Raw genomic sequence first — 19,507 nt, forward strand, 5'->3', positions numbered from 1 at the left:
TTTTTGTGGTTTAGGGGTGAGTGTCTCAGGGGATGTTGCCCTTGATCGCGTGCCACCCGCCAAGAATCTTGGATATGCCGCAACACTATATACTCTTGTTTTGTATTTTGACGGCTGCAATCGTGATTGGTAGTGACTTAGATCACGAGCGAGAGGAGCGCTTGACATCTTCTGTTGCCCCTACGCTGGGGCAGTGGGTGAGTGTGCTCGTGGATTGCCCAGGGGTGGAGGAGGCTTATACCTACGGGGTGCCGGCGGGCTGGACCGTGGCGGCGGGGGACATTGTGGAGGTGCCCTTTGGCCAACAACTGCTGCGGGGAATTGTCTTGCAGGTGCTAAGCGATTTGCCGGAGGCGGTGGCCGCAGAGCAGGTGCGGCCGTTGACGGCGGTGGTGGGTACCTCGTTTTTGCCGGTGGGCTACTGGCACGTCCTAGAGCAGGTGGCCGCCTATTACTGTACGCCGCTGATACAGGTGGTACGGACGGCGTTACCGCCGGGGGTGTTGGGGCGATCGCAACGGCGGCTGCGGTTACGCACAACCGCGATACCGCCCCTATCGGTCGGGGCGCAACAGGTGCTCACGTTTTTGCAAAAGAGTGCGACGGGGGACTACAGTCTGCGCTATGTGGCGCAGCACGTGCCGCGATCGCAGCGGGGGATTGCTGAGTTAGTGCGCCTTGGGGTGGTTGAGGTCTATTGGGCTGCGCCGCCTCAAGCACAGGCGCAGTGGCAACAGGCGGTGGTGCTGTTACGCTGCGATGGGGCTGATCTGAGCGATCGCCAACGCCAGATTGTGGACTATTTACGGCAACAGCCCCAGGACTGTTGGCTGCAAGACCTATTGCGGGCTACGGGCAGCAGTCCTAAAACGATCCAACGCTTGGTAGAGCGCGGGTACGTGGCCATTGTGGCGCGGCAGCGCTGTCGCCTTGATCAGGGGATGGCGGTGCCAGCGGATCAGCCGCAAGGGTTGACGTTGGCGCAGCAGAGCGCTCTAGCGGCAATTTTGGCCAGCTTAGGACGGGCGCAGGAGTTTTTGCTGCACGGTGTGACGGGGTCTGGCAAAACTGAGGTGTATTTACAGGCCATTGCTGCTTGTTTAGAGCAGGGGCGATCGGCGCTGCTATTGGTGCCAGAAATTGGCTTGACTCCCCAGCTAACGGATCGGGTGCGGGCACGCTTTGGCGATCGGGTGGTGGTGTACCACAGTGGCCTCAGTGATGGCGAGCGCTACGATACGTGGCGGCTGACGCTATTGGCAGAGCCACGGGTGGTGATTGGCACCCGGTCGGCAGTTTTGCTGCCCCTTGCGGGGTTGGGGCTGATTGTGCTGGATGAGGAGCACGACAGTGGCTACAAGCAGGATCAACCGCAGCCCTGTTACCATGCCCGCACGGTGGCGCGGTGGCGATCGCAACAGGATCAGTGCCCCTTAATTTTAGGGTCTGCCACACCAGCCCTGAGCACATGGCAGGGTGCCGAAGTGGGGCACATCACCTACTTGAGTTTGCCCGAGCGCATTCATGCGGTGCCCCTCCCCCCCATCACGGTTGTGGATATGCGCGAGGAGTTGCGGCGGGGGAACCGCACCATGTTTAGCCGCCTGCTGCAAAATGCCCTAAAACACCTCCGGGCACAGCAGGCACAGGCCATTCTGTTTATTCAGCGGCGCGGCCACAGCACCTTTGTGTCTTGCCGCAGTTGTGGCAGTGCCATTGACTGCCCCCATTGCAGTGTCTCCCTGACGGTGCATCTGCACGATCAGCATAGCCAGGTGCTGCGCTGTCACTATTGCAATTACAGCCAAGGGGTGCCGCAGCGCTGCCCAGTCTGCGATTCGCCGTACCTCAAGCCCTTTGGCAGCGGTACCCAGCGTGTGGTGGCCGAGCTCAATCGCCTTTTTCCAGATCTGCGGGTGCTGCGGTTTGACAGTGACACCACCCAGCGCAAGGGAGCGCATCGCCAGCTGCTTGCAGCGTTTGCCGCGGGGGAGGCCGATGTTATGGTGGGCACCCAAATGCTGACCAAGGGGATTGATTTACCCCAGGTGGCTCTGGTGGGGATTCTAGCAGCGGATGGGCTGCTCCATTTGCCCGACTACCAAGCGGCAGAGCGCACGTTTCAAATTCTCACGCAAGTGGCGGGGCGATCGGGGCGAGGGCACCTGCCCGGACAGGTGATTTTGCAAACCTATGTGCCCGAGCATCCCGTGATTGGTGCGGTTAAAGCCTACGCTTGGCAGGAGTTTGCCCAGCGGGAACTCGCCAGCCGTGAACCCCTCGGATACCCTCCCCATTGCCAGTTGATTTTGCTGCGCCTCAGTAGCAAGCAGAGCGATCGCGTTGCTGCCACCGCGGCTATGGTGGCGGATCAGTTGGCTGCCCTACCACCGATGCAAACTGGGGACTGGCAGGTACTCGGCCCTGCCCCAGCGGCGATCGCCAAAATTGCCGAGCGCTACCGCTGGCAAATTCTCCTCAAGGGGCGGTTTGGCACCCTAGCCACCCTCAGCCCCCACCTGATCACCCTCAAGGAGCAGTGCCCGCGGGAGGTACGCTTAAGTATTGATGTTGACCCCTTGAACTTCCTCTAGGGGGGTGGCATCGGCACTCCACCACAGCGCAACCACAGGAACCACCCCCAGCACTACCCCTAGGGTCGTGGGAATCCAAAACCGCTGGTCAAGCGCTGTGAGAGTAATCATAGCCCCAAAGGCAAAGTTCACAAGATAAATAACAAGGGGGGTAATGAGTTGTGTGCGGTTCACCACCATGGGTTTAGGCCACCACGCCACTAGCCCCAAGCCCATAAACACGGCAGCAGTGCCCGTCCAACCTAAAATATTGCGGTAGGGCATCCCAAAAAATTCGCCGACATCCTGAAACTGCCAGAAGGGCACCGCAGTTTGACTCATGGCGGGATCCAAAACGAAATCCCACGCGGTCAAAAAAATGGCGGCCAGCCCCACTGTGATCACCCCTGCCCCAAGACCGATCCGCTTTCCCTCCCGCAGCGGGCGGCTGATAAAACCGCTGTAGGCCAACAGGAAGGTCACTAGCCCCATATAAAACCATGACAGTGGAATGGTGAAGGGCACCAACCCCGCAACCTTGTAGCCTAAGCCACTGAGGTAGCCATAGTGACCAAAGGGAAAGCCCGTGCTTGTCCCTAGCAATTCACTGGTTAAGGAGATGCCAAGGGCGGGTAGTAAAAACCCCAAGAGTTTGCCAAGGCCAAAGTTGCGGTAGGCGTGCAGGGCGATCGCCACCGCCCCCAGCACAATATACACCACACCACCGCTCCCCATACTGAGTTGAAAGAGCTGCTGCCCCCACGGCGGCAACGCGAGAATAAATTCTGGATGGGGCACCACCAGCAGTAAGCCCGCCAAGCCAAAGGCCATGGCCATAATATGACTGATGAGGCAAACTTGCTCAGCACGGTAGAGGCGGTTGATGGGTTTCATAGGGGCAGTCTCAACAGCAAGGGGTAGCGACCCTGTTTACAAATGTTTATAATGTATCACCTCAAGGCAAGAAGATTCTCTCTACTCTGGGGAGACGTGGTAAGTTACTGCTAAAAATGCTGCCACACTGGCGGCTAGTTGTTGAAAATTTGGCTCAATTTGCTGTCCTAAGTAGTCTTCAACGGTTCGGGCAATGATCCCCGCCAGAAATGAGGGCACCCCATGAATGTGTTTCGGGTCAATGCGGAGGTGCCCGCGGCTGGTAATGATCGTGCCATCGGCAGTGGCAATAAATTGGTTTTCCCCTTGGCAGTCAATCGCCTCAGTAAAAGCGTGGGGGGCAATGCGCCACTGCGTGCGATAGCCTTGATCATCCCAGTGGGAGTAGTCCGTCCAAGACAGCATCGCCTCACTGAGGAGGGCGCGAGCCGCTGCGGGAATTTCMCCACCGCCATGCCAGATTAAGACCATATCCAAGGTATTGGGCTGCTCTGAGCGTTCTTTGAGATCAATCTGGCGGACATTGGGCATCCACGCCACCAGTTCCGGCAGGCGATCGCGATAGGTGCGATACACTTGCTCGCGAGGGTAGGGGAGTTGCACTTGGCTAGAGATTTCCATGGGGCTAACTCCACTGCGGACATTGCCGTGCAATCATAACAACGTAGTCCCCTAACTGTAACGGATAGTCTGCCGGAGGGTTGACATAGGTTTGGCGACGGCCATCTGTACGGCGCTCCACCGCAATGAGTAGAGCATCGTACTCATTTTTCAAGTAGCTTTGCACTTGCCAAAAGGACTGCGAGGCCAATGGAGCCGGCAAGGGCAAGCGATAAAACTGATTTCCCACCTGTACTGTAATTAGCTCGGCAAACACATCCATCGCGCCTTGGTTGCGCACCGCATTCCCAATCAGGTGTCCGGCCATTTCATCAGCCACCACCACGTCCTCTACCCCCGCGGCCTGCAACTGCACATTGTTATGGCGATCTAACAGTTGGGCACAGGTGTAAATGCTAGGGTTTAGTTTTTCAATCGTGAGGGCGGCCAACACCGTGCGGGCATCACGGTCTTGGTCACTACGGGGTTGACTGGTGTCTGCCAAAAGAATCGCCCGCGACGCATGGTAAATTTGCACTTTTTCCAGAACATCGATGCGGGTATAGTCTCCCTGATAAAAGTACAGGCGGTTTTGATCCACGGAGCGCAGTTCATTGAGGGGTAGTTGCTCTAGCTCCACCACAATGACAATGGGAGCGTGGCGAGTTTGCTGATCGCTCTGTAATTCTTGCAGCACAAGGGGGGCACTGCGATTCCAACCACAGAGAATAATGTGGTTGCGCAGTTCATCAAGGTCAAAGTTTTTAATGTTCATAACGGACTGTAGGCGTTTCACCATCAAGGCAGAGATCAAACCGGTAAAAACGGCAAAGAGGGTTAATCCTGCCAGCACGACCACAAGGGTGATGACGCGCCCAGCATGGGTTTGCGGATAGGCACCAATCGGCTCTGCCGAGATTAGTGAAAAGAAGCTGTACCACAGGGCATCCCCTAAGTTTTGAATGTCGGGGTTACTCGTTCCTTCGATGATATAAAAGGCTAGCCCCCCAAAGAGCATGATCAACACAATCATTAACAGCGCCGAAATTTGGGCACTGTACACGCCGGAGACCTGCGGTGAAAGGTAATGCAGGTTACGGTTGATGAGAATGGCAGCGCGCGGCAGCCGCAGCAGCGGTAGCAGGCGGAATAGGGTTAGCTGTGGTGGCATGGGCAAGATGGCAATGATATCCAGCCAATAGTGGCGGAAAAAWCGCTTTTTTTTGCGGGCGATCGCAAACCGTACAAATAGCTCAATAAAAAACACATCCGCAGGGGCAGCTCTGCCAGCATCAGGACAACGTTAGGTCGTCCTTGCCCCACCCATAAGATATCCACCACGACCAACACGGCAGAGGTAAGAATTAAGATGACTAACCCCACCTCCACCCGCGGGGAGTGAATAAAAAAGTCAAGCTGCTGACGTAGGCGACCGCGTCCCATGGGTATCCCCAAATGTCCTCGTAAGGGGCGATCGCCCACCAATGGCAGGATAACTCCTACGTGGGAATTAATTCACCAGGGCGTAAACGCGACCACCGACCTTGCTCTTCCATGAAACTAGCACAGCCGACCACATCCCACTCCAGTTGAATTTCGTCACCGTAGGTGCGGATATTGACGTTAATAGTGGGTTCAATGGGCGTGAAGTCTGGGGCTAGGGTCAGGTGGGGCTGCTGATGCTGTGCTTCAACCGCATGGTAGGTGGTGCAGCGATCCACAAGGGCACAATTGACACAGATGCACATAGCGGATTCTCCCAATGCCATGCATTTACTCTAACGCATCCCTTAAGGTCGCCAAGGAAACTGTTGGAAGTTGGGGGGACGCTTTTCTAAAAATGCCTGCTTCCCTTCCGCACTTTCTTGGCTGAGGTAGTACAGCAGCGTGGCATTACCCGCCAATTCTTGCAAACCCGCTTGACCGTCACAGTCCGCGTTAAAGGCCGATTTCAGGCAGCGAATCGCCAAGGGACTATGGCCGAGAATCTCCTTTGCCCAGCGAACTCCCTCCGCTTCCAGTTCTGCCACCGGCACAACCGTATTCACTAGCCCCATCTCTAGGGCTTGGGCAGCGGTGTACTGACGGCAGAGAAACCAGATTTCACGGGCTTTCTTTTGCCCCACAATTCGGGCAAGGTAGCTGGCGCCAAACCCACCATCAAAGCTACCCACCCGAGGACCGGTCTGGCCAAAAATGGCATTCTCCGCGGCAATCGTGAGGTCACACACCAAATGCAGCACATGCCCCCCACCAATGGCATAGCCGGCCACCAGCGCAATGACGACCTTCGGTAAGCTGCGAATTTGCCGTTGCAAGTCCAATACATTTAGCCGTGCCACCCCCTGCGCATCTAAGTAGCCTGCCTCACCGCGAATACTCTGATCGCCACCAGCGCAGAAGGCATACTTCCCATCCGTATGCGGGCCGGCTCCGGTCAAGAGAACAACGCCAATGCTCGGATCATTGCGAGCATCCTCAAAGGCATGGCTCATCTCAGCAATGGTTTGGGGGCGAAAGGCATTCCGCTTGTGGGGGCGGTTAATGGTGATTTTGGCTATGCCTGCTGCTTTGTGATAGAGAATATCGCTGTAGCAGTCTATGGGTTGCCAAAGAACATCGCTCATAAATTTCAATGTCAACGGAGAGCTTAGCGGGAGCCTTTTAGTTGTTTGACTTGCTCGGTGGTCAAAATGGTTAGCATTTCAGCTTGGGTGTCTTGCATCACTTTGTTCATTTGTGTTTTCTGCTCTGGCCGTAGTGCCACCATATCCATGGCTTCACCCGTGGACTTACCTTGCTTAATGGCATTGCGGAACAGGCGCTGTTGATTGCTGTCGAGGATGCCTAAAATACGCTCGTTGGTTTTCATCGTCAGCCGCAGTAGGGCTTGTTTTTGCGTCACACTGAGGTTGAGTTTTTGCATCTGAGCCGCCGTTAGTAGGCCACCGCCACTTTGGCCAACAGCCACAGGGACGACAAGAGCACCGCTCAGACTCACGATCAAGGCGATCGCCACCACAACATTTTGCCGATTGACTTTCATAACAGCCTCACCACGGGCGATACCTCCATGCTAGCAGAGTGCTTCGCCAGCCATGACTTTACAAATACTTAATATCCAGTCTCAAAAAAGTTGGGTATAATGCCGGTCGGAACACCTCTGGCATACTTGTGACCCCCATTGCCCCCACCTGTCGTAGGGCTGCACGGCAGATTGCTAGTCATCCCCAGTCTGATCGCCTTCGCAAGCTTTTATTTGCTCTGCAATACCAGCAGTGGCCACCGCAGCCACCAGAGATGAACGAAGCGCAACTGGAGCAGATTCTTGGGGCAATTGTGCAGCAAACCCAAACTCTTAAGGGGTTGGCAACACAACTTAATTTTATTGTTAGCAAACTGAATAAAGCGTCTGTTTACCAAAAGGTAGCGGCAATTCTACAGCAAATTCTTTCTCCCCTTTACTCCCAATCCACGCCAGTCACTCTGACCAAGCTAGAGCTAAGCATGGCCACCTTGTACGATCTCCGCCTTGAGGTCACTCGCTACTGTACCCCGCTCCACGTCAAACTCCTGTTGGCAGCACTACTCACCCAAAAGCCGGTTCATGCTCAAGGGCTAGAGCGCTTTACCCTGATTGATTTGCTCCAGCGGGTTGTGGGTCACTTTAGTGATATTGAGACGCTACGAGCACGAGTTCAGCAAACACTCAAGCGGTTTGACAATGATGTGGCCTACGCCAATGCGGGCGATCGCCTGATTAAAGTACTATATCCCCTCTACAGTCGCAGCCAGCCAACCGTGGCGGTTGATGTCACTCCAGAGAGTACACCTACCAGCCTTGGCCAAGATGGGAGTGATGATGGCGATGAACTCACCTGCCAGTTATTTGCTTGACCCCGCCATGGATGCCGAGGAATTTCTAGCACGTTATAACAATGGCCAAACCAACTTCTGCAACGCCAACTTGGCAGGCATGACCCTCACGGGCGCAGATCTAATCGGCGTGGAGCTGCGAGGCGCTAACCTACAGGAAGTGTACTTTCAATTTTGCCATTTTGGCCGTGCTGACCTGAGCCATGCCTTATTGATGGGTGCGTGCTTTGAAGGTTGTAACTTTACGCAAGCGGTGCTCAGCCAAAGTCATTTTCGCGATGCGGTCTGCCATGGCTGCGTCTTTGACCGCGCCAATTTCCAAGGAGCAGAGTTAACCTTAGCCGCCTTTCGCGATTGCAATTTTCTCAGCAGCGATCTACGGCAAGTAAACCTGAGTCATACTGTGCTGGCGGGTGCCTGCCTACGGGGTGCTAACTTCCGCAAAGAAAATTACCAAGCGCCTGCGAACTTAGTAGGCGTAGATTTAAGCTATGCCGATTTACAGGGAACAAACCTTGCCAGTGCTAACCTCTCGCGATCCAGTTTGATGGGAGCTAACCTCAAGGAAGCTAATTTAAATGATGCTAACCTTAGCCACGCCAATTTGGAAAACGCCAATTTACAGGGGGCGATCCTCAGCCATGCGGTGCTTTGTGAGGCAAACTTAGCCAGTGCTACTCTACGCCAAGCCCGTCTTGCCAAGGCAGATCTACGGGGAGGGGATCTCACCCAAGCAGATCTGAGTCAAGCAATTCTAGTGGAGGCGCGGCTAGATGAGGTCCAAGCCCAAGGGGCAAATTTACGGGAAGCTGTGCTCAACAAAGCAGATCTACGACGGGCAAATTTTAGTGGTGCCGATCTACAGGAAGCGCGTCTTATTGATGCCTATCTTGCACGCGCCAACCTACAGGGAGTTAACCTACGTCAGGCAAATTTAATCCGCGCTGACATTAGCAGCGCACTGCTGTTGGATGCCTGCATGGAAGAGGCACTGATGCCCGATGGTAGTGTTTACATCTAGGCGGCTGGCATTTTCTAGAAGCCTTTGATAGCAGACCAACCACGTTCAGTACTTGCCTGTCTGGCCATCGAGTTCAGCTTGTCTGCCCACTCAACCTCTTTGGCCAACACAGTACAGAGTTTGGAAACGTCGTATTGACCCACCCCTTTGTTATCTCGACACTGCCCCGTTCCGGGTACAGCGCGAGCCTTCCCGTCTAAGACGTAAATTGAGGTGGGTTTTGCTTTGCCATGGTTTTGATAAAACAAATTCCTATAATCTAAGCTAGAAATTAGACCCTAACATCAACGGTCACTTGGGTTATGCCTGCCGCTCCTATACCAGTCGATGAAAATGAACGGCAATATGCCCTTGATCAGTACCACATCCTTGATACTGCTCCTGAACCTGTTTTTGACGATATAACCCATTTAGCCGCAGCTATTTGTGAGACCCCCATTGCCCTTATTAGCTTGGTTGATCGCAACCGACAATGGTTTAAGGCCAAAGTCGGGCTAGATGCCTGTGAAACCCCCCGTGATGTAGCCTTCTGCGCCCATGTGATTTTGCAATCGGAATTGATGGTTGTTGCCGATGCCAAGGAAGATGCCCGCTTTGCTGATAATCCCTTGGTTACAGGGCCGCCTTATATCCGCTTTTATGCTGGCATGCCCTTGGTTACGCCCCAAGGGTACCGGATTGGTACCCTGTGCGTCATCGACTACCAGCCCCGGCAGTTAACCGAGTTACAAGCTCAAACACTGCGTACCCTTGCTCGGCAAGTGATTAGTGAGTTAGAAGTCCGTCATCATCTTGAGACAACCCAAGGGCACCTAGCTCGCATTCAACAGTTGAGTAGCTTACAAGCAGCCATCTTTAATAGCACTAATCATGCCATCATTGCAACTCACACCAACGGCACGATTAGTTTTATGAACCGCACTGCTGAGGAATGGTTGGGGTACAGTGCTACTGAATTAGTGGGCAAAGTAACCCCTGAGCAATTCCATGATCCGAAGGAGGTTGACCATTATGCAACACTCCTGAGTCAGCAGTTGGGCGAACCGATTCCAGTGGGATTTGAGGTGTTTGTGGCGCAGGCACGGCGAGGTTTGCCGGATGAGCGGGAGTGGACGTATATTCGCCGGGATGGTTCGCAGTTTCCCGTGCTCCTTTCAGTAACGCCCATTCGCAATGGCTATGAGCAGTTGATGGGCTTTCTGTTTCTGGCCACCGACATCACTGCCAAGAAACAGATTGAAGCAGAACTACGGTTACGGGAGCGCGCCATTATTGCCAGTACCAATGGCATTGTTATTACCGATTATCGTCAGCCGGATAACCCAATTATTTATGTGAATCCCGCTTTTGAGCGAATGACGGGGTACCGCGCCCTTGAGGTCATTGGCAAGAACTGTCGCTTTTTGCAGGGGCGCGATCGCCACCAGCCGGGGGCTGAAGCCATTCGCAATGCTATTGCTAAGGGACAGTCCTGCCGCGTGATTTTGCGCAACTACCGCAAAAATGGCAAACCCTTCTGGAATGAACTGGCGATTTCACCCATTTTTAACGAAGTGGGTGAAATTACCCACTACATCGGGATTCAAAGTGATGTCACTGAACGGCAGCGGGCGCAACTTTTCTTACAACAGCAGGTGAAGCGGACGCTGCTGTTGAACCGCATTACGGAGGAAATTCGCCAGCAAATCGAGCGGGATCACATCTGTCAAACCGCTGTTCAGCAAGTGGGCATGACTTTAAATGTCAGCCGCTGCCTTTTTTTTGTGTACCACGAGGAGGCGACCTCTCCAGTGAGCTTGGTGGCGGAATACTGCGCTCCAGGGATTCCATCGGTAACTACCGTAGGGTTAGCGCTGGGGCGGGCTGATTTCCTACAGCAAGCATTGATGTCTGATCAGATCCTGAGTTTTGAGGATGTGGCCAATGACCCGCGTTTAGCCTCTATTCACGACTATTGCATAGCATTGCGTGTCAGGTCTGCCTTGATTGTGCGAACCTCCTATCGCAACCGCCCCAATGGTCTGCTAGTGTTGCACCAATGCGATCGCCAACGGCAATGGACGGATGCGATTAAGAGCCTCCTCAGTAGTGTGGCAGCGCAAGTGGGAATTGGGCTAGCACAGGTGCATTTGCTGGAACAGGAAACCCGACAGCGACAACAACTCCAGCAGCAAATGCAGCGGACGTTGTTACTCAACCAAATTACGGAACAAATTCGCCAGAGCTTAGATACAGAGGCCATTTTTAATACAACCGTCAGTCAAATTGGCCGTGCTCTTGGGGTGAGCCGCTGTTTAATTCATCGCTATGAGCCGGGGCCACCGCCCCAGATCCCCAATGTCGCGGAGTACCTAGAACCGGGCTATGGGTCAATGTTTGGTGTCAATGTACCGGTGGCAGGTAACCCGCACGCCGAAGCCGTCCTAGCCTCGGATAGTGCAATTGTCTCTAATGATGTCAGTCAAGACCCACTGTTGCGAATGGCCACGTTCCTATTAGAGCAATTTCAGATTAAATCGATGCTGGCTGTGCGGACGTCCTATAAAGGGGTGCCCAATGGGCTGATTGGTCTGCACCAGTGCGATCGCCAGCGGGAGTGGACTGCCGAAGAAATTGAGCTCCTAGAAGCCGTTGCTGCTCAGGTGGGGATTGCGATCGCCCAAGCAGACCTGCTGCACCACGAACAGCAGCAGCGACAATTACTGGCCAAGCAAAACCAAGAACTGGAGCAAGCGCGGTTACAGGCAGAGCTGGCCAACCGTGCCAAGAGTGAGTTTTTGGCTACGATGAGTCACGAAATCCGCACCCCCATGAATGCGGTCTTGGGCTTTACCAACTTACTTTTAGATACCCCCCTCAACGATCAACAGCGGGACTTCTTGCAAACCCTCCACCAAGCTGGTGAGGCACTGCTCACCATCATTAACGATATTCTCGACTTTTCTAAAATTGAATCCGGCAAACTGGTGCTTGAGCAACACCCCTTTGATGTCCGCGAGTGTGTTGAGGATGTGTTGAGCTTACTGGCCAGCAAAGCAGAAGAAAAGCACCTTGAGTTACTGTACACCTGCACACTAAGAACCCCCGCCCAAGTTAAGGGAGATGTCACCCGCCTGCGCCAGATTCTAGTGAACTTAGTGGGGAATGGCATTAAATTTACCCCTGAGGGGCATGTGCTCGTCCAGGTGGATTATGTCTCTGATAGCGAAACGTTACAATTTGCAGTTCAAGATACGGGGATTGGCATTCCTAGCGATCGCCTCGATCGCCTCTTCAAGCCCTTTAGCCAAGTTGATGCCTCCACTACCCGTGAGTATGGGGGGACGGGTTTGGGACTAGTGATTAGTCAACGGTTGTGTGAACTCATGGGCGGTACCATGCAGGTGGACAGTTGCCTAGGCCAAGGGACAACGTTTACATTTACAATTTCGGCTGTTGACCCAGTTCCCTTTAAACCGCCGCCTGCTGTCCCCTGTTTACAAGGGCGGCGAGTCTTAGTAGTGGATGACAATGCTGCCAGCCGTGAGAATCTCTGCACCCTATTACAGGACTGGGGGATGGTGCCTCTCCCCTATGGGGATGCCGATCAGGTGCTACAGGAGGCTCCTGGGTGGGATATTGCCCTGCTGGATTTCTCCTTAGGGCACATGACAGGGGTGCAGCTAGCCACCAGACTTGAGCGGGGCGATCGCCCGGTCATTCTGCTTACTCCCTTGAGTTGGCTAGAAACCGCCAGTGATAAGGAACACATTACCACCCACGTTACCAAGCCGATCCGCCCCAGTGCGCTGCGGCAAACCTTAGTGAAGGTTTTGAACCCCAACACCAGTCAACAGCCTGCTGTGTCAGCATCCGTCATTGACCCCAGCTTGGCAGTGCGCTTTCCCCTGCGGATTCTGCTTGCTGAAGATAATGCAGTCAACCAAAAAGTAGCGCTGCACATCCTCAAGCGGATGGGCTATCGTGCAGATGTTGCGGCCAATGGGGCTGAAGTCCTTGAAGCTCTGAAACAGCGCCCCTACGATGTCATTCTTATGGATGTGCAAATGCCGAAGATGGATGGCCTAGAAGCCACTCAGCGGATCTGCAACCAATGGCCGCCCAGTCAGCGGCCTTGGATTATTGCCATGACCGCCAATGCTCTCGCAGGCGATCGCGAACGTTGCTTTCAAGCAGGCATGGACGATTATGTAAGCAAGCCCATTAAACTTGAGGCTCTTGCCGCTGCCCTCAATCGCTGTCGCTGCCTAAGCCCAAAATCTACCTACCCACAATTTTGTGACGCAGAAGCTGAGGAGGCGGGTACATGACTGTCCGACCCGCTAACGCCCTAACATACTAGGAACAGGGGAAGCCCCCTAAGACACCTGATGTGGATCGAAAGGGTACCGCCCTAGCAGTACTTAGCCAGCAGCAGACTGAGGTTTTCCTTCGTTTGTGCAGGTACCTTGTCTAGGGGAGTTAGAATAGCATTTTTCAGGGCGTGATGTGCCTTGGAAGCAGGGGGATGAGCCGCCAGTCGCCTCACTGTCTCACAAATAATGGCTTGGGCATTTTTCACATTGCGGTGTAGGTTGCTGATAATCATCTCCACCGTTACCGAGTCATGCTGTGGATGCCAGCAGTCGTAGTCTGTCACTAACGCAAGGGTGGCGTAGGCAATTTCCGCCTCCCGCGCCAGCTTGGCTTCCGGCAGGTTCGTCATGCCAATCACCGTTCCCCCCCAAGAGCGATAAAGATTAGACTCTGCCAATGTAGAAAAGGCAGGGCCTTCCATGCACACATAGGTACCCCGTTGGTGCAGCGTTACTTCGGGTAAGTTCAAATCCCTAATGGCTGCGGTTAACACCGCGGCAAGCGCAGAACAAATGGGTTCAGAAAAGCCAATATGTGCGACAATGCCCTCGCCAAAAAAGGTGGAAATGCGATTGCGAGTGCGGTCAATAAACTGATCCGGCACCACCATGTCAAGGGGTTTTACCTCCTCTTGGAGGGAGCCAACCGCTGAAGCCGAGAGCAGGTACTCCACACCGAGGGACTTAAACCCGTAGATATTGGCACGAAAGGGAATTTCCGTTGGTAACAGGTGATGATCGCGGCCATGACGCGCTAAAAAGGCCACGGGAACCTCCCCAATCCGCCCACAAATAAACGCATCAGAGGGCTCGCCGAAGGGGGTAGCTAGCCGCACCTCTTCGACCTCTGTGAGAGCCTCCATTTTGTAGAGACCACTACCGCCAATAATGCCAATCTTTGGGGAAGGGGACATGATGTTCCTTAAACACTCACGGGGATTAGCTTACCATGGCTCGTCCATAGCAGGGGTAAAAACGAGTTCCAGAATACTCGGCAATACTGTAGATTTGAGCGAAGCCGCTAGATTAGAAATACTCTTTTCTGGATGCAAATCAACTGATGAACGTGATCTGATGAACCTTGTCCCCGGTAGAGCACACTGATTTGGTGATACCTGTTCCATGCCGCTCACTCCCGTTTCCTATCGTCCCAGCCGTTGGCTCATTCTGCGCCGCATTGGTCAGATTACGCGGGTGTTGGGTGTATTTGGTCATCAATTGCTGTGGGATCACCTTTGGCAGCGTCGCAGCCCTGCTCAGCACCATCGCCGTGCCCGCTGGTTGGTGCGGCAGTTGCTCACCCTAGGCCCCACCTTCATTAAAATTGGTCAGTTTTTGTCCACGCGGTTTGATCTGCTGCCGTTGGCCTATATTGACGCTCTGAAAACGTTGCAGGATCAAGTACCACCCTTTGACTCACACGTGGCGATCGCCCTGATTGAACAGCACCTAGGTCAACCCCTTGAGGATCTATTTGCGCGCTTTGACCCCAACCCTCTAGCCGCTGCTAGCTTAGGACAGGTGCACCGGGCGCGGCTCTTTAGTGGCGACGAGGTGGTCGTCAAGGTACAGCGTCCAAACCTAGAGTCTCAACTTTATTTAGATTACGTGGCCATTGGTGAAATCATCCGCTGGGGCGATCGCTGGCTGCCCTTTACCCGTCCCTATGCCCTTAAGGACATCTACGAAGAGTTTTTTAGCATTTTATTGCGGGAAATTGACTATCTCCAAGAGGCAGAGAATGCCGATCGCTTTCAGGCTAACTTTCGCCACGATGCCCACATTCGGGTACCTAAAGTCTATTGGACGCACACCTGCCGCTATATCCTGACGATGGAGTATGTGCCCGGCATTCGCATTGATAACCGTGCAGCCATCGAAGCCTTTGGGCTTGACCCCTGCCTCATCAACCAGCGGGGCATTTGCTGCTATCTCAAGCAATTACTCATCGACGGTTTTTTTCATGCCGACCCGCACCCCGGTAATTTAGCCGTCAGCAGCGAGGGGGACTTAATTTTCTATGACTACGGCATGATGACCGATGTCCCCGCCCTTAACCAGCAGCAGATGGTGCAAACGTTTTTTGCCGTGCTCAACAAGGATAGCGATCGCGTCATTGCCGCCCTGATAGAGATGGGCTTAATCACCCCCGTGGCGGACATGACACCTCTACAGCGAATTATGCAGCTCATCTTAGATCGCTTTACGGAGCGGCCTGTGGATCTAGCGGTCTTTGCTGAATTACAGCAGGAGGTCTATGCCCTCTTTGAGCAGCAACCCTTCCGCCTGCCCGCCAAAATGACCTACATTCTCAAATCCTTGACCACGCTTGATGGCATTGCCCGCAGTCTAGACCCGCAGTATAATCTCACCGCTGCCGCTCAGCCCTTTGTCAAAGAACTCATGAATCCTGCCCGCGGAGGCTGGCGCGAACTGCTCCGGCAAACCCAGACCTTCCTCAACCACCGCCTGCAACACCCCAGCCGCCTTGAGGTGCGCTTACAACATCTAGAGGATCGGCTGGCGCGCGGCGAGCTACAGATCTCGGTGCGCACGCCAACCACCGATCGCCAACTACGCCGTATTGAATGCTTACTGGTGTGCCTCCTCTACCTAGGCTTGAGTGGCTTTACCCTCCTAGCGGGGATGGTGCTATGGTTCGCTCAAGCGCCTGGGGGGGCGATCGCCTGTTTTACCCTAGCGGGTTTAGCTAGCGTGGGTCTGCTGCGCAACTGGCTACGCTTTCTCTGGCTACAGGGACTACAGTAAGCCGCGATGGCGCAGCAGCGGCGCTGTCATCGGTTCCCGCCCTCGAAACGCCTTAAAAACCTCCATCGGCGGGCGACTTCCCCCTAGCGCCAAGACAGTATCGCGATAGCGGCGCCCCAGAGCCCGGATCGCTACTTCGTTCTCCAGCCCCACCTCTTCAAAGGCAGCAAAGGCATCTGCACTCAGAACCTCAGCCCAAAGGTAGCTATAGTAACCCGCCGCATAGCCTCCGGCAAAAATATGGCCAAAGCTACACAAAAACGCATCTTCCGGGAGGGGAGGCAAAATTGTTGTGGTCTGAGCAAGGCGATCGCGCACCTGCTGAGGGGTTTCATTGCCATCCGGGCGATACCGATGGTGGAGTTCCAGATCCAACAAGCTAAAGTGCAGCTGTCGCAGCAGCGCACTGCCCGCCCGATAGGTGCGAGCCGCCACCAGTTTTTCATAGTAGTGCTCTGGCAGGGGGTCTCCCGTTTCGTAATGGCGAGCCATCCCAAAGAGGGTGGGGCGATGGTAGCACCAATTTTCCATGAACTGGCTGGGTAACTCCACCGCATCCCACTCAACATTATTAATGCCAGCCGCCCCCGCCTCGTCCACTTGGGTCAGCATGTGGTGCAACCCATGGCCAAACTCATGGAAGAGCGTTTCCACCTCCGCAAACGTCATTAAGCTAGGCTGACCATCCACGGGCGGGGTTTGATTGCAGACCAAGTATGCCACCGGTAAACGAGTGCGCCACTCCCCTTGGTAGCGGTACTTAGCACGCCCTAGGCAATCATCCATCCATGCCCCACCCCGTTTCTCGGCTGGACGGCTGTAGGGGTCTAGGTAAAAGTGGGCAATAGTGAGGTTATTTTCATCCAGAATGGCAAAAAAGCGGACATCGGGATGCCACACCGGCGCTTGACCATCGGCAGGGACAACCGTGACCCCAAAGAGTCGTTGCACCAAACTAAATAGTCCCTCAAGTACCTGGGGCAAGGGGAAGTAGGGACGCAACTCCTCATCGTTGAAGGCAAACAAGGCTTCCCGCTGCCGCTCAGCCCAGTAGGCTATATCCCAGTGTTGCAGTTCCTTGGCCTCAGGTGCCCCTTGTGCCGCCGCAAAGGCCTGTAATTCCTCTAGTTCACGGGCTGCTGCGGCATAGCTTGCTTGGCGGAGTTCCTCCAGCAGGGTTTCAACACTGGCCACACTGTCCGCCATTTTACTAGCCAGACTCAGCTCGGCATAGGTCTCGAACCCTAACAGCGTTGCTTCTTCGAGCCGCAGGGCTAAAATGCGCTCCAAGATCGGACGGTTGTCCCACTCGCCACTGCTAGCACGGGAAATATAGGCACGATAGACCTGCTCCCGCAGATCGCGGCGTTGGCTATACTGCATAAATGGGCCAAAGCTGGGAAAGTCGAGTGTAATATGCCATGGTCCTTGGGCTGGGGTTGCGGTTTCCTCGCCATCCTGCCGCGCTGTTTGGGCTGCCAAGGCCAACAGACTGGGGGGCAGCCCCGCCACCTCCTCTGGTTGCGTGAGCTTGAGGCGAAAGGCTTTGGTGGCATCCAGTAGGTTGTTGGAAAATTGGGTCGAAAGCTCTGCTAGTTCTAATTGAATGGCATTAAACCGCTCCTTGGCCTCACCGCTTAGGCTCACACCACTGTGCTCCGCATTGCGGATGGCAGCCGTCACAATGCGCTGACGCGCAGGAGTCATCTCTTTGAACTCTGGGCTGGCGGCAATGGCCTTAAAGCCTTCATAGATCGGGCGCGATTGCCCCATGCGGGTGTAGAACTCCACGACCTGCGGCTGAACCCTTTCGTAGGCCTGTCGCAGTTCTGGACTATTTTTCACCCCCGTTAGGTGACTGATAATTCCCCACGTCCAGCCGAGGCGATCGCCCAGCCGTTCCAAGGGTTCAACTAACCCGTCCCAAGTGGGGGTCAGCGATTGTTCAAGAGTTTCTAACGCTTGGCTGAGTTCTTGCAGGAGTTGAGTCACCGCTGGCTCAACATGGCTCACCTGAATTTGATCAAAGGGGGGGAACCCATCCCCACGCAATAGAGGATTTTCAGTGTGAGGCGTGGTTGCAACGATCATGCCAAAACCTTTCCAGAGTATTCATGCTATCGACACTTTCCCCATGATAACCTTGGTCTGGCCTTACTCTTGCTCCTGCAGCCACGACCACCAGCGGTTGAGAGGCGCATAGACCAACGGTGCCCACAGGCTACTCATAATTGCCGAACTGAGGGCAACTTGGCGATGGTGCTGCCAAATATCCTGTAAAGGCAAGTCAGTACTAACGCTCATTTGCATCGCTATGACCGTTTGGTTGATCATCGCCATGGCAAAGGTAATCAGGGCAATCGAAATAAAATCTTCGGAGACAAACCGCTGCTTCTGCATCAGTGCCGTAAGGCCACCCACCAGCGCCAAGGCAACGGCATGACTCGGGTGAGGACTTGTCAGGCCATCTTGGATCCAGCCGAGGGCAACACCTGCAATCACCCCTTGCCAAACGGTACGCTTGACACTCCAAACCACAACCCAAATCAAAAACCAGTCAGGCGCTAATACCTCTAGAGCAGGCACATGAATCAGGCTCAGCAGCGTGCAAACGCCCACCGACCCGGTAATCACTAACCAGTTAAGGCTAGTTTGGCGTAAATGTGTCTGTCGATTCAGCATAGGGAATCACAGTGACCCATTCCAAACGATCAATCGGCGCCCCCAATATCACAGTGGCATGGGGACGGGTGGGATCCTCTAGCTCGACCGACTGCACCTCACCTACGGGAATACCTGCCGGAAAAAGGCTACTGAGGGCAGAGGTAAAGAGGGTATCTTTCGGCTGTACTTTCGGATCTTTCTCCAAAAATTCAACAATCACCTGCTGATTGAGTTGTCCGCGCAGAATCCCCATCTGCCGCGTGCGGCCAACCACCACGCCAATGCGACTGGCAGGATCCGTGAGTAACATCACGCGACTGGTATTAGGGGTAATGCTAGTAATGCGACCCACCAGACCGCCATTGCCAATGACCACGCCACCAATGCTCAGCCCTTGACGACTGCCTTCCCCCAACAGCAGGAATCGCCACCACTGATCTGAACTACGGCCAATCACCGGTACAATGCGCCCCTCTAAGTTAGGCAGCATCGGTGTATTTAAGAGTTGCCGCAGTCGCGCATTTTCTGCCTGTAGCTCCGCCAATTGCTGCTCTAACTGCCATGTGCGAGCTTGGATCAATGATTGCTGCTCATCCCCACGCTGTTGCAAGGGCAAATTGAGCAGACGGTAAAATTCGCGGATGGCGGCACCATTGGTTTCCCGTAAAATCCATGCCCCTATTAAAATCAGCACGGTCAGCAACAGCCCCCCCGCATATCGTCCCCACCAACGCCAAAAAACGGCCATGATGACT

General features: G+C 54.4%; 15 protein-coding genes. 5 read left to right on the plus strand and 10 right to left on the minus strand.

Annotated elements, in window-relative coordinates:
* Positions 1-74: 74 nt before the first annotated feature.
* Positions 75-2,594 (plus strand): primosomal protein N', encoded by a 2,520-nt coding sequence (priA, locus tag L5220_RS10005; RefSeq protein ID WP_499573358.1) that lies wholly within the window; start codon positions 75-77, stop codon positions 2,592-2,594.
* Here priA and cruF read toward each other — a convergent pair.
* The 6 genes from cruF to L5220_RS10035 all read right to left on the minus strand — a co-directional run bounded on the left by cruF (position 2,559) and on the right by L5220_RS10035 (position 7,113).
* Positions 2,559-3,467, minus strand: a complete 909-nt coding sequence (cruF, locus tag L5220_RS10010; RefSeq protein ID WP_099799227.1) for a gamma-carotene 1'-hydroxylase CruF — start codon at positions 3,465-3,467, stop codon at positions 2,559-2,561. The genes priA and cruF overlap by 36 nt on opposite strands.
* A gap of 81 nt (positions 3,468-3,548) precedes the next feature.
* Positions 3,549-4,088, minus strand: a complete 540-nt coding sequence (locus L5220_RS10015) for a hypothetical protein (RefSeq protein WP_448526657.1) — start codon at positions 4,086-4,088, stop codon at positions 3,549-3,551.
* A 4-nt stretch (positions 4,089-4,092) separates the two neighbouring features.
* Positions 4,093-5,334 carry a potassium channel family protein gene (locus L5220_RS10020; RefSeq protein ID WP_499573361.1) on the minus strand — a complete coding sequence of 414 codons (1,242 nt, stop codon included), beginning with the start codon at positions 5,332-5,334 and terminating at the stop codon, positions 4,093-4,095.
* Positions 5,335-5,566: 232 nt separating this feature from the next.
* Positions 5,567-5,815 carry a Ycf34 family protein gene (locus L5220_RS10025; RefSeq protein WP_099799229.1) on the minus strand — a complete coding sequence of 83 codons (249 nt, stop codon included), beginning with the start codon at positions 5,813-5,815 and terminating at the stop codon, positions 5,567-5,569.
* A 42-nt stretch (positions 5,816-5,857) separates the two neighbouring features.
* The gene (menB, locus tag L5220_RS10030) at positions 5,858-6,694 is read right to left on the minus strand and encodes a 1,4-dihydroxy-2-naphthoyl-CoA synthase (protein WP_099799230.1); all 837 of its coding nucleotides are present in this window, start codon (positions 6,692-6,694) and stop codon (positions 5,858-5,860) included.
* A 23-nt stretch (positions 6,695-6,717) separates the two neighbouring features.
* On the minus strand, positions 6,718-7,113 hold the full coding sequence (locus L5220_RS10035) for a hypothetical protein (RefSeq protein WP_499573363.1): 396 nt from the start codon (positions 7,111-7,113) through the stop codon (positions 6,718-6,720).
* Between the two features lie 128 nt (positions 7,114-7,241).
* Here L5220_RS10035 and L5220_RS10040 point away from each other — a divergent pair, with 128 nt between their 5' ends.
* The 3 genes from L5220_RS10040 (at position 7,242) to L5220_RS10050 (ending at position 13,274) form a co-directional block, all read left to right on the plus strand.
* Complete coding sequence (locus tag L5220_RS10040; RefSeq protein WP_448515333.1) at positions 7,242-7,964, plus strand: hypothetical protein; 723 nt, start codon at positions 7,242-7,244, stop codon at positions 7,962-7,964.
* On the plus strand, positions 7,936-8,964 hold the full coding sequence (locus tag L5220_RS10045; RefSeq protein ID WP_499573365.1) for a pentapeptide repeat-containing protein: 1,029 nt from the start codon (positions 7,936-7,938) through the stop codon (positions 8,962-8,964). The genes L5220_RS10040 and L5220_RS10045 overlap by 29 nt, the downstream gene beginning before the upstream one ends.
* Positions 8,965-9,266: 302 nt before the next feature.
* Positions 9,267-13,274 (plus strand): GAF domain-containing protein, encoded by a 4,008-nt coding sequence (locus L5220_RS10050; protein WP_499573367.1) that lies wholly within the window; start codon positions 9,267-9,269, stop codon positions 13,272-13,274.
* Between the two features lie 83 nt (positions 13,275-13,357).
* On the opposite strand, the gene L5220_RS10055 is transcribed toward L5220_RS10050, so the two are convergent.
* Positions 13,358-14,233, minus strand: coding sequence for an S-methyl-5'-thioadenosine phosphorylase (locus L5220_RS10055; protein WP_499573369.1), 876 nt, complete (start codon positions 14,231-14,233; stop codon positions 13,358-13,360).
* Between the two features lie 208 nt (positions 14,234-14,441).
* Between L5220_RS10055 and L5220_RS10060 the strand changes: the two genes are divergently transcribed.
* The gene (locus tag L5220_RS10060; RefSeq protein ID WP_499573371.1) at positions 14,442-16,088 is read left to right on the plus strand and encodes an ABC1 kinase family protein; all 1,647 of its coding nucleotides are present in this window, start codon (positions 14,442-14,444) and stop codon (positions 16,086-16,088) included.
* Here L5220_RS10060 and L5220_RS10065 read toward each other — a convergent pair.
* The 3 genes from L5220_RS10065 to mreC all read right to left on the minus strand — a co-directional run bounded on the left by L5220_RS10065 (position 16,080) and on the right by mreC (position 19,500).
* Positions 16,080-18,179, minus strand: a complete 2,100-nt coding sequence (locus L5220_RS10065; RefSeq protein ID WP_499573373.1) for a M3 family metallopeptidase — start codon at positions 18,177-18,179, stop codon at positions 16,080-16,082. The genes L5220_RS10060 and L5220_RS10065 overlap by 9 nt on opposite strands.
* Positions 18,180-18,242: 63 nt before the next feature.
* On the minus strand, positions 18,243-18,770 hold the full coding sequence (gene mreD, locus L5220_RS10070; protein ID WP_499573375.1) for a rod shape-determining protein MreD: 528 nt from the start codon (positions 18,768-18,770) through the stop codon (positions 18,243-18,245).
* A complete protein-coding gene (gene mreC, locus L5220_RS10075; protein ID WP_099799237.1) occupies positions 18,736-19,500 on the minus strand; it encodes a rod shape-determining protein MreC in 765 nt (254 codons plus the stop codon). Before mreC ends, mreD begins: the two co-directional genes overlap by 35 nt.
* Between the last annotated feature and the right edge of the window lie 7 nt (positions 19,501-19,507).

Source organism: Synechococcus sp. PCC 6716 (assembly GCF_022570815.1).
GTDB lineage: Bacteria > Cyanobacteriota > Cyanobacteriia > Thermosynechococcales > Thermosynechococcaceae > Thermosynechococcus > Thermosynechococcus lividus.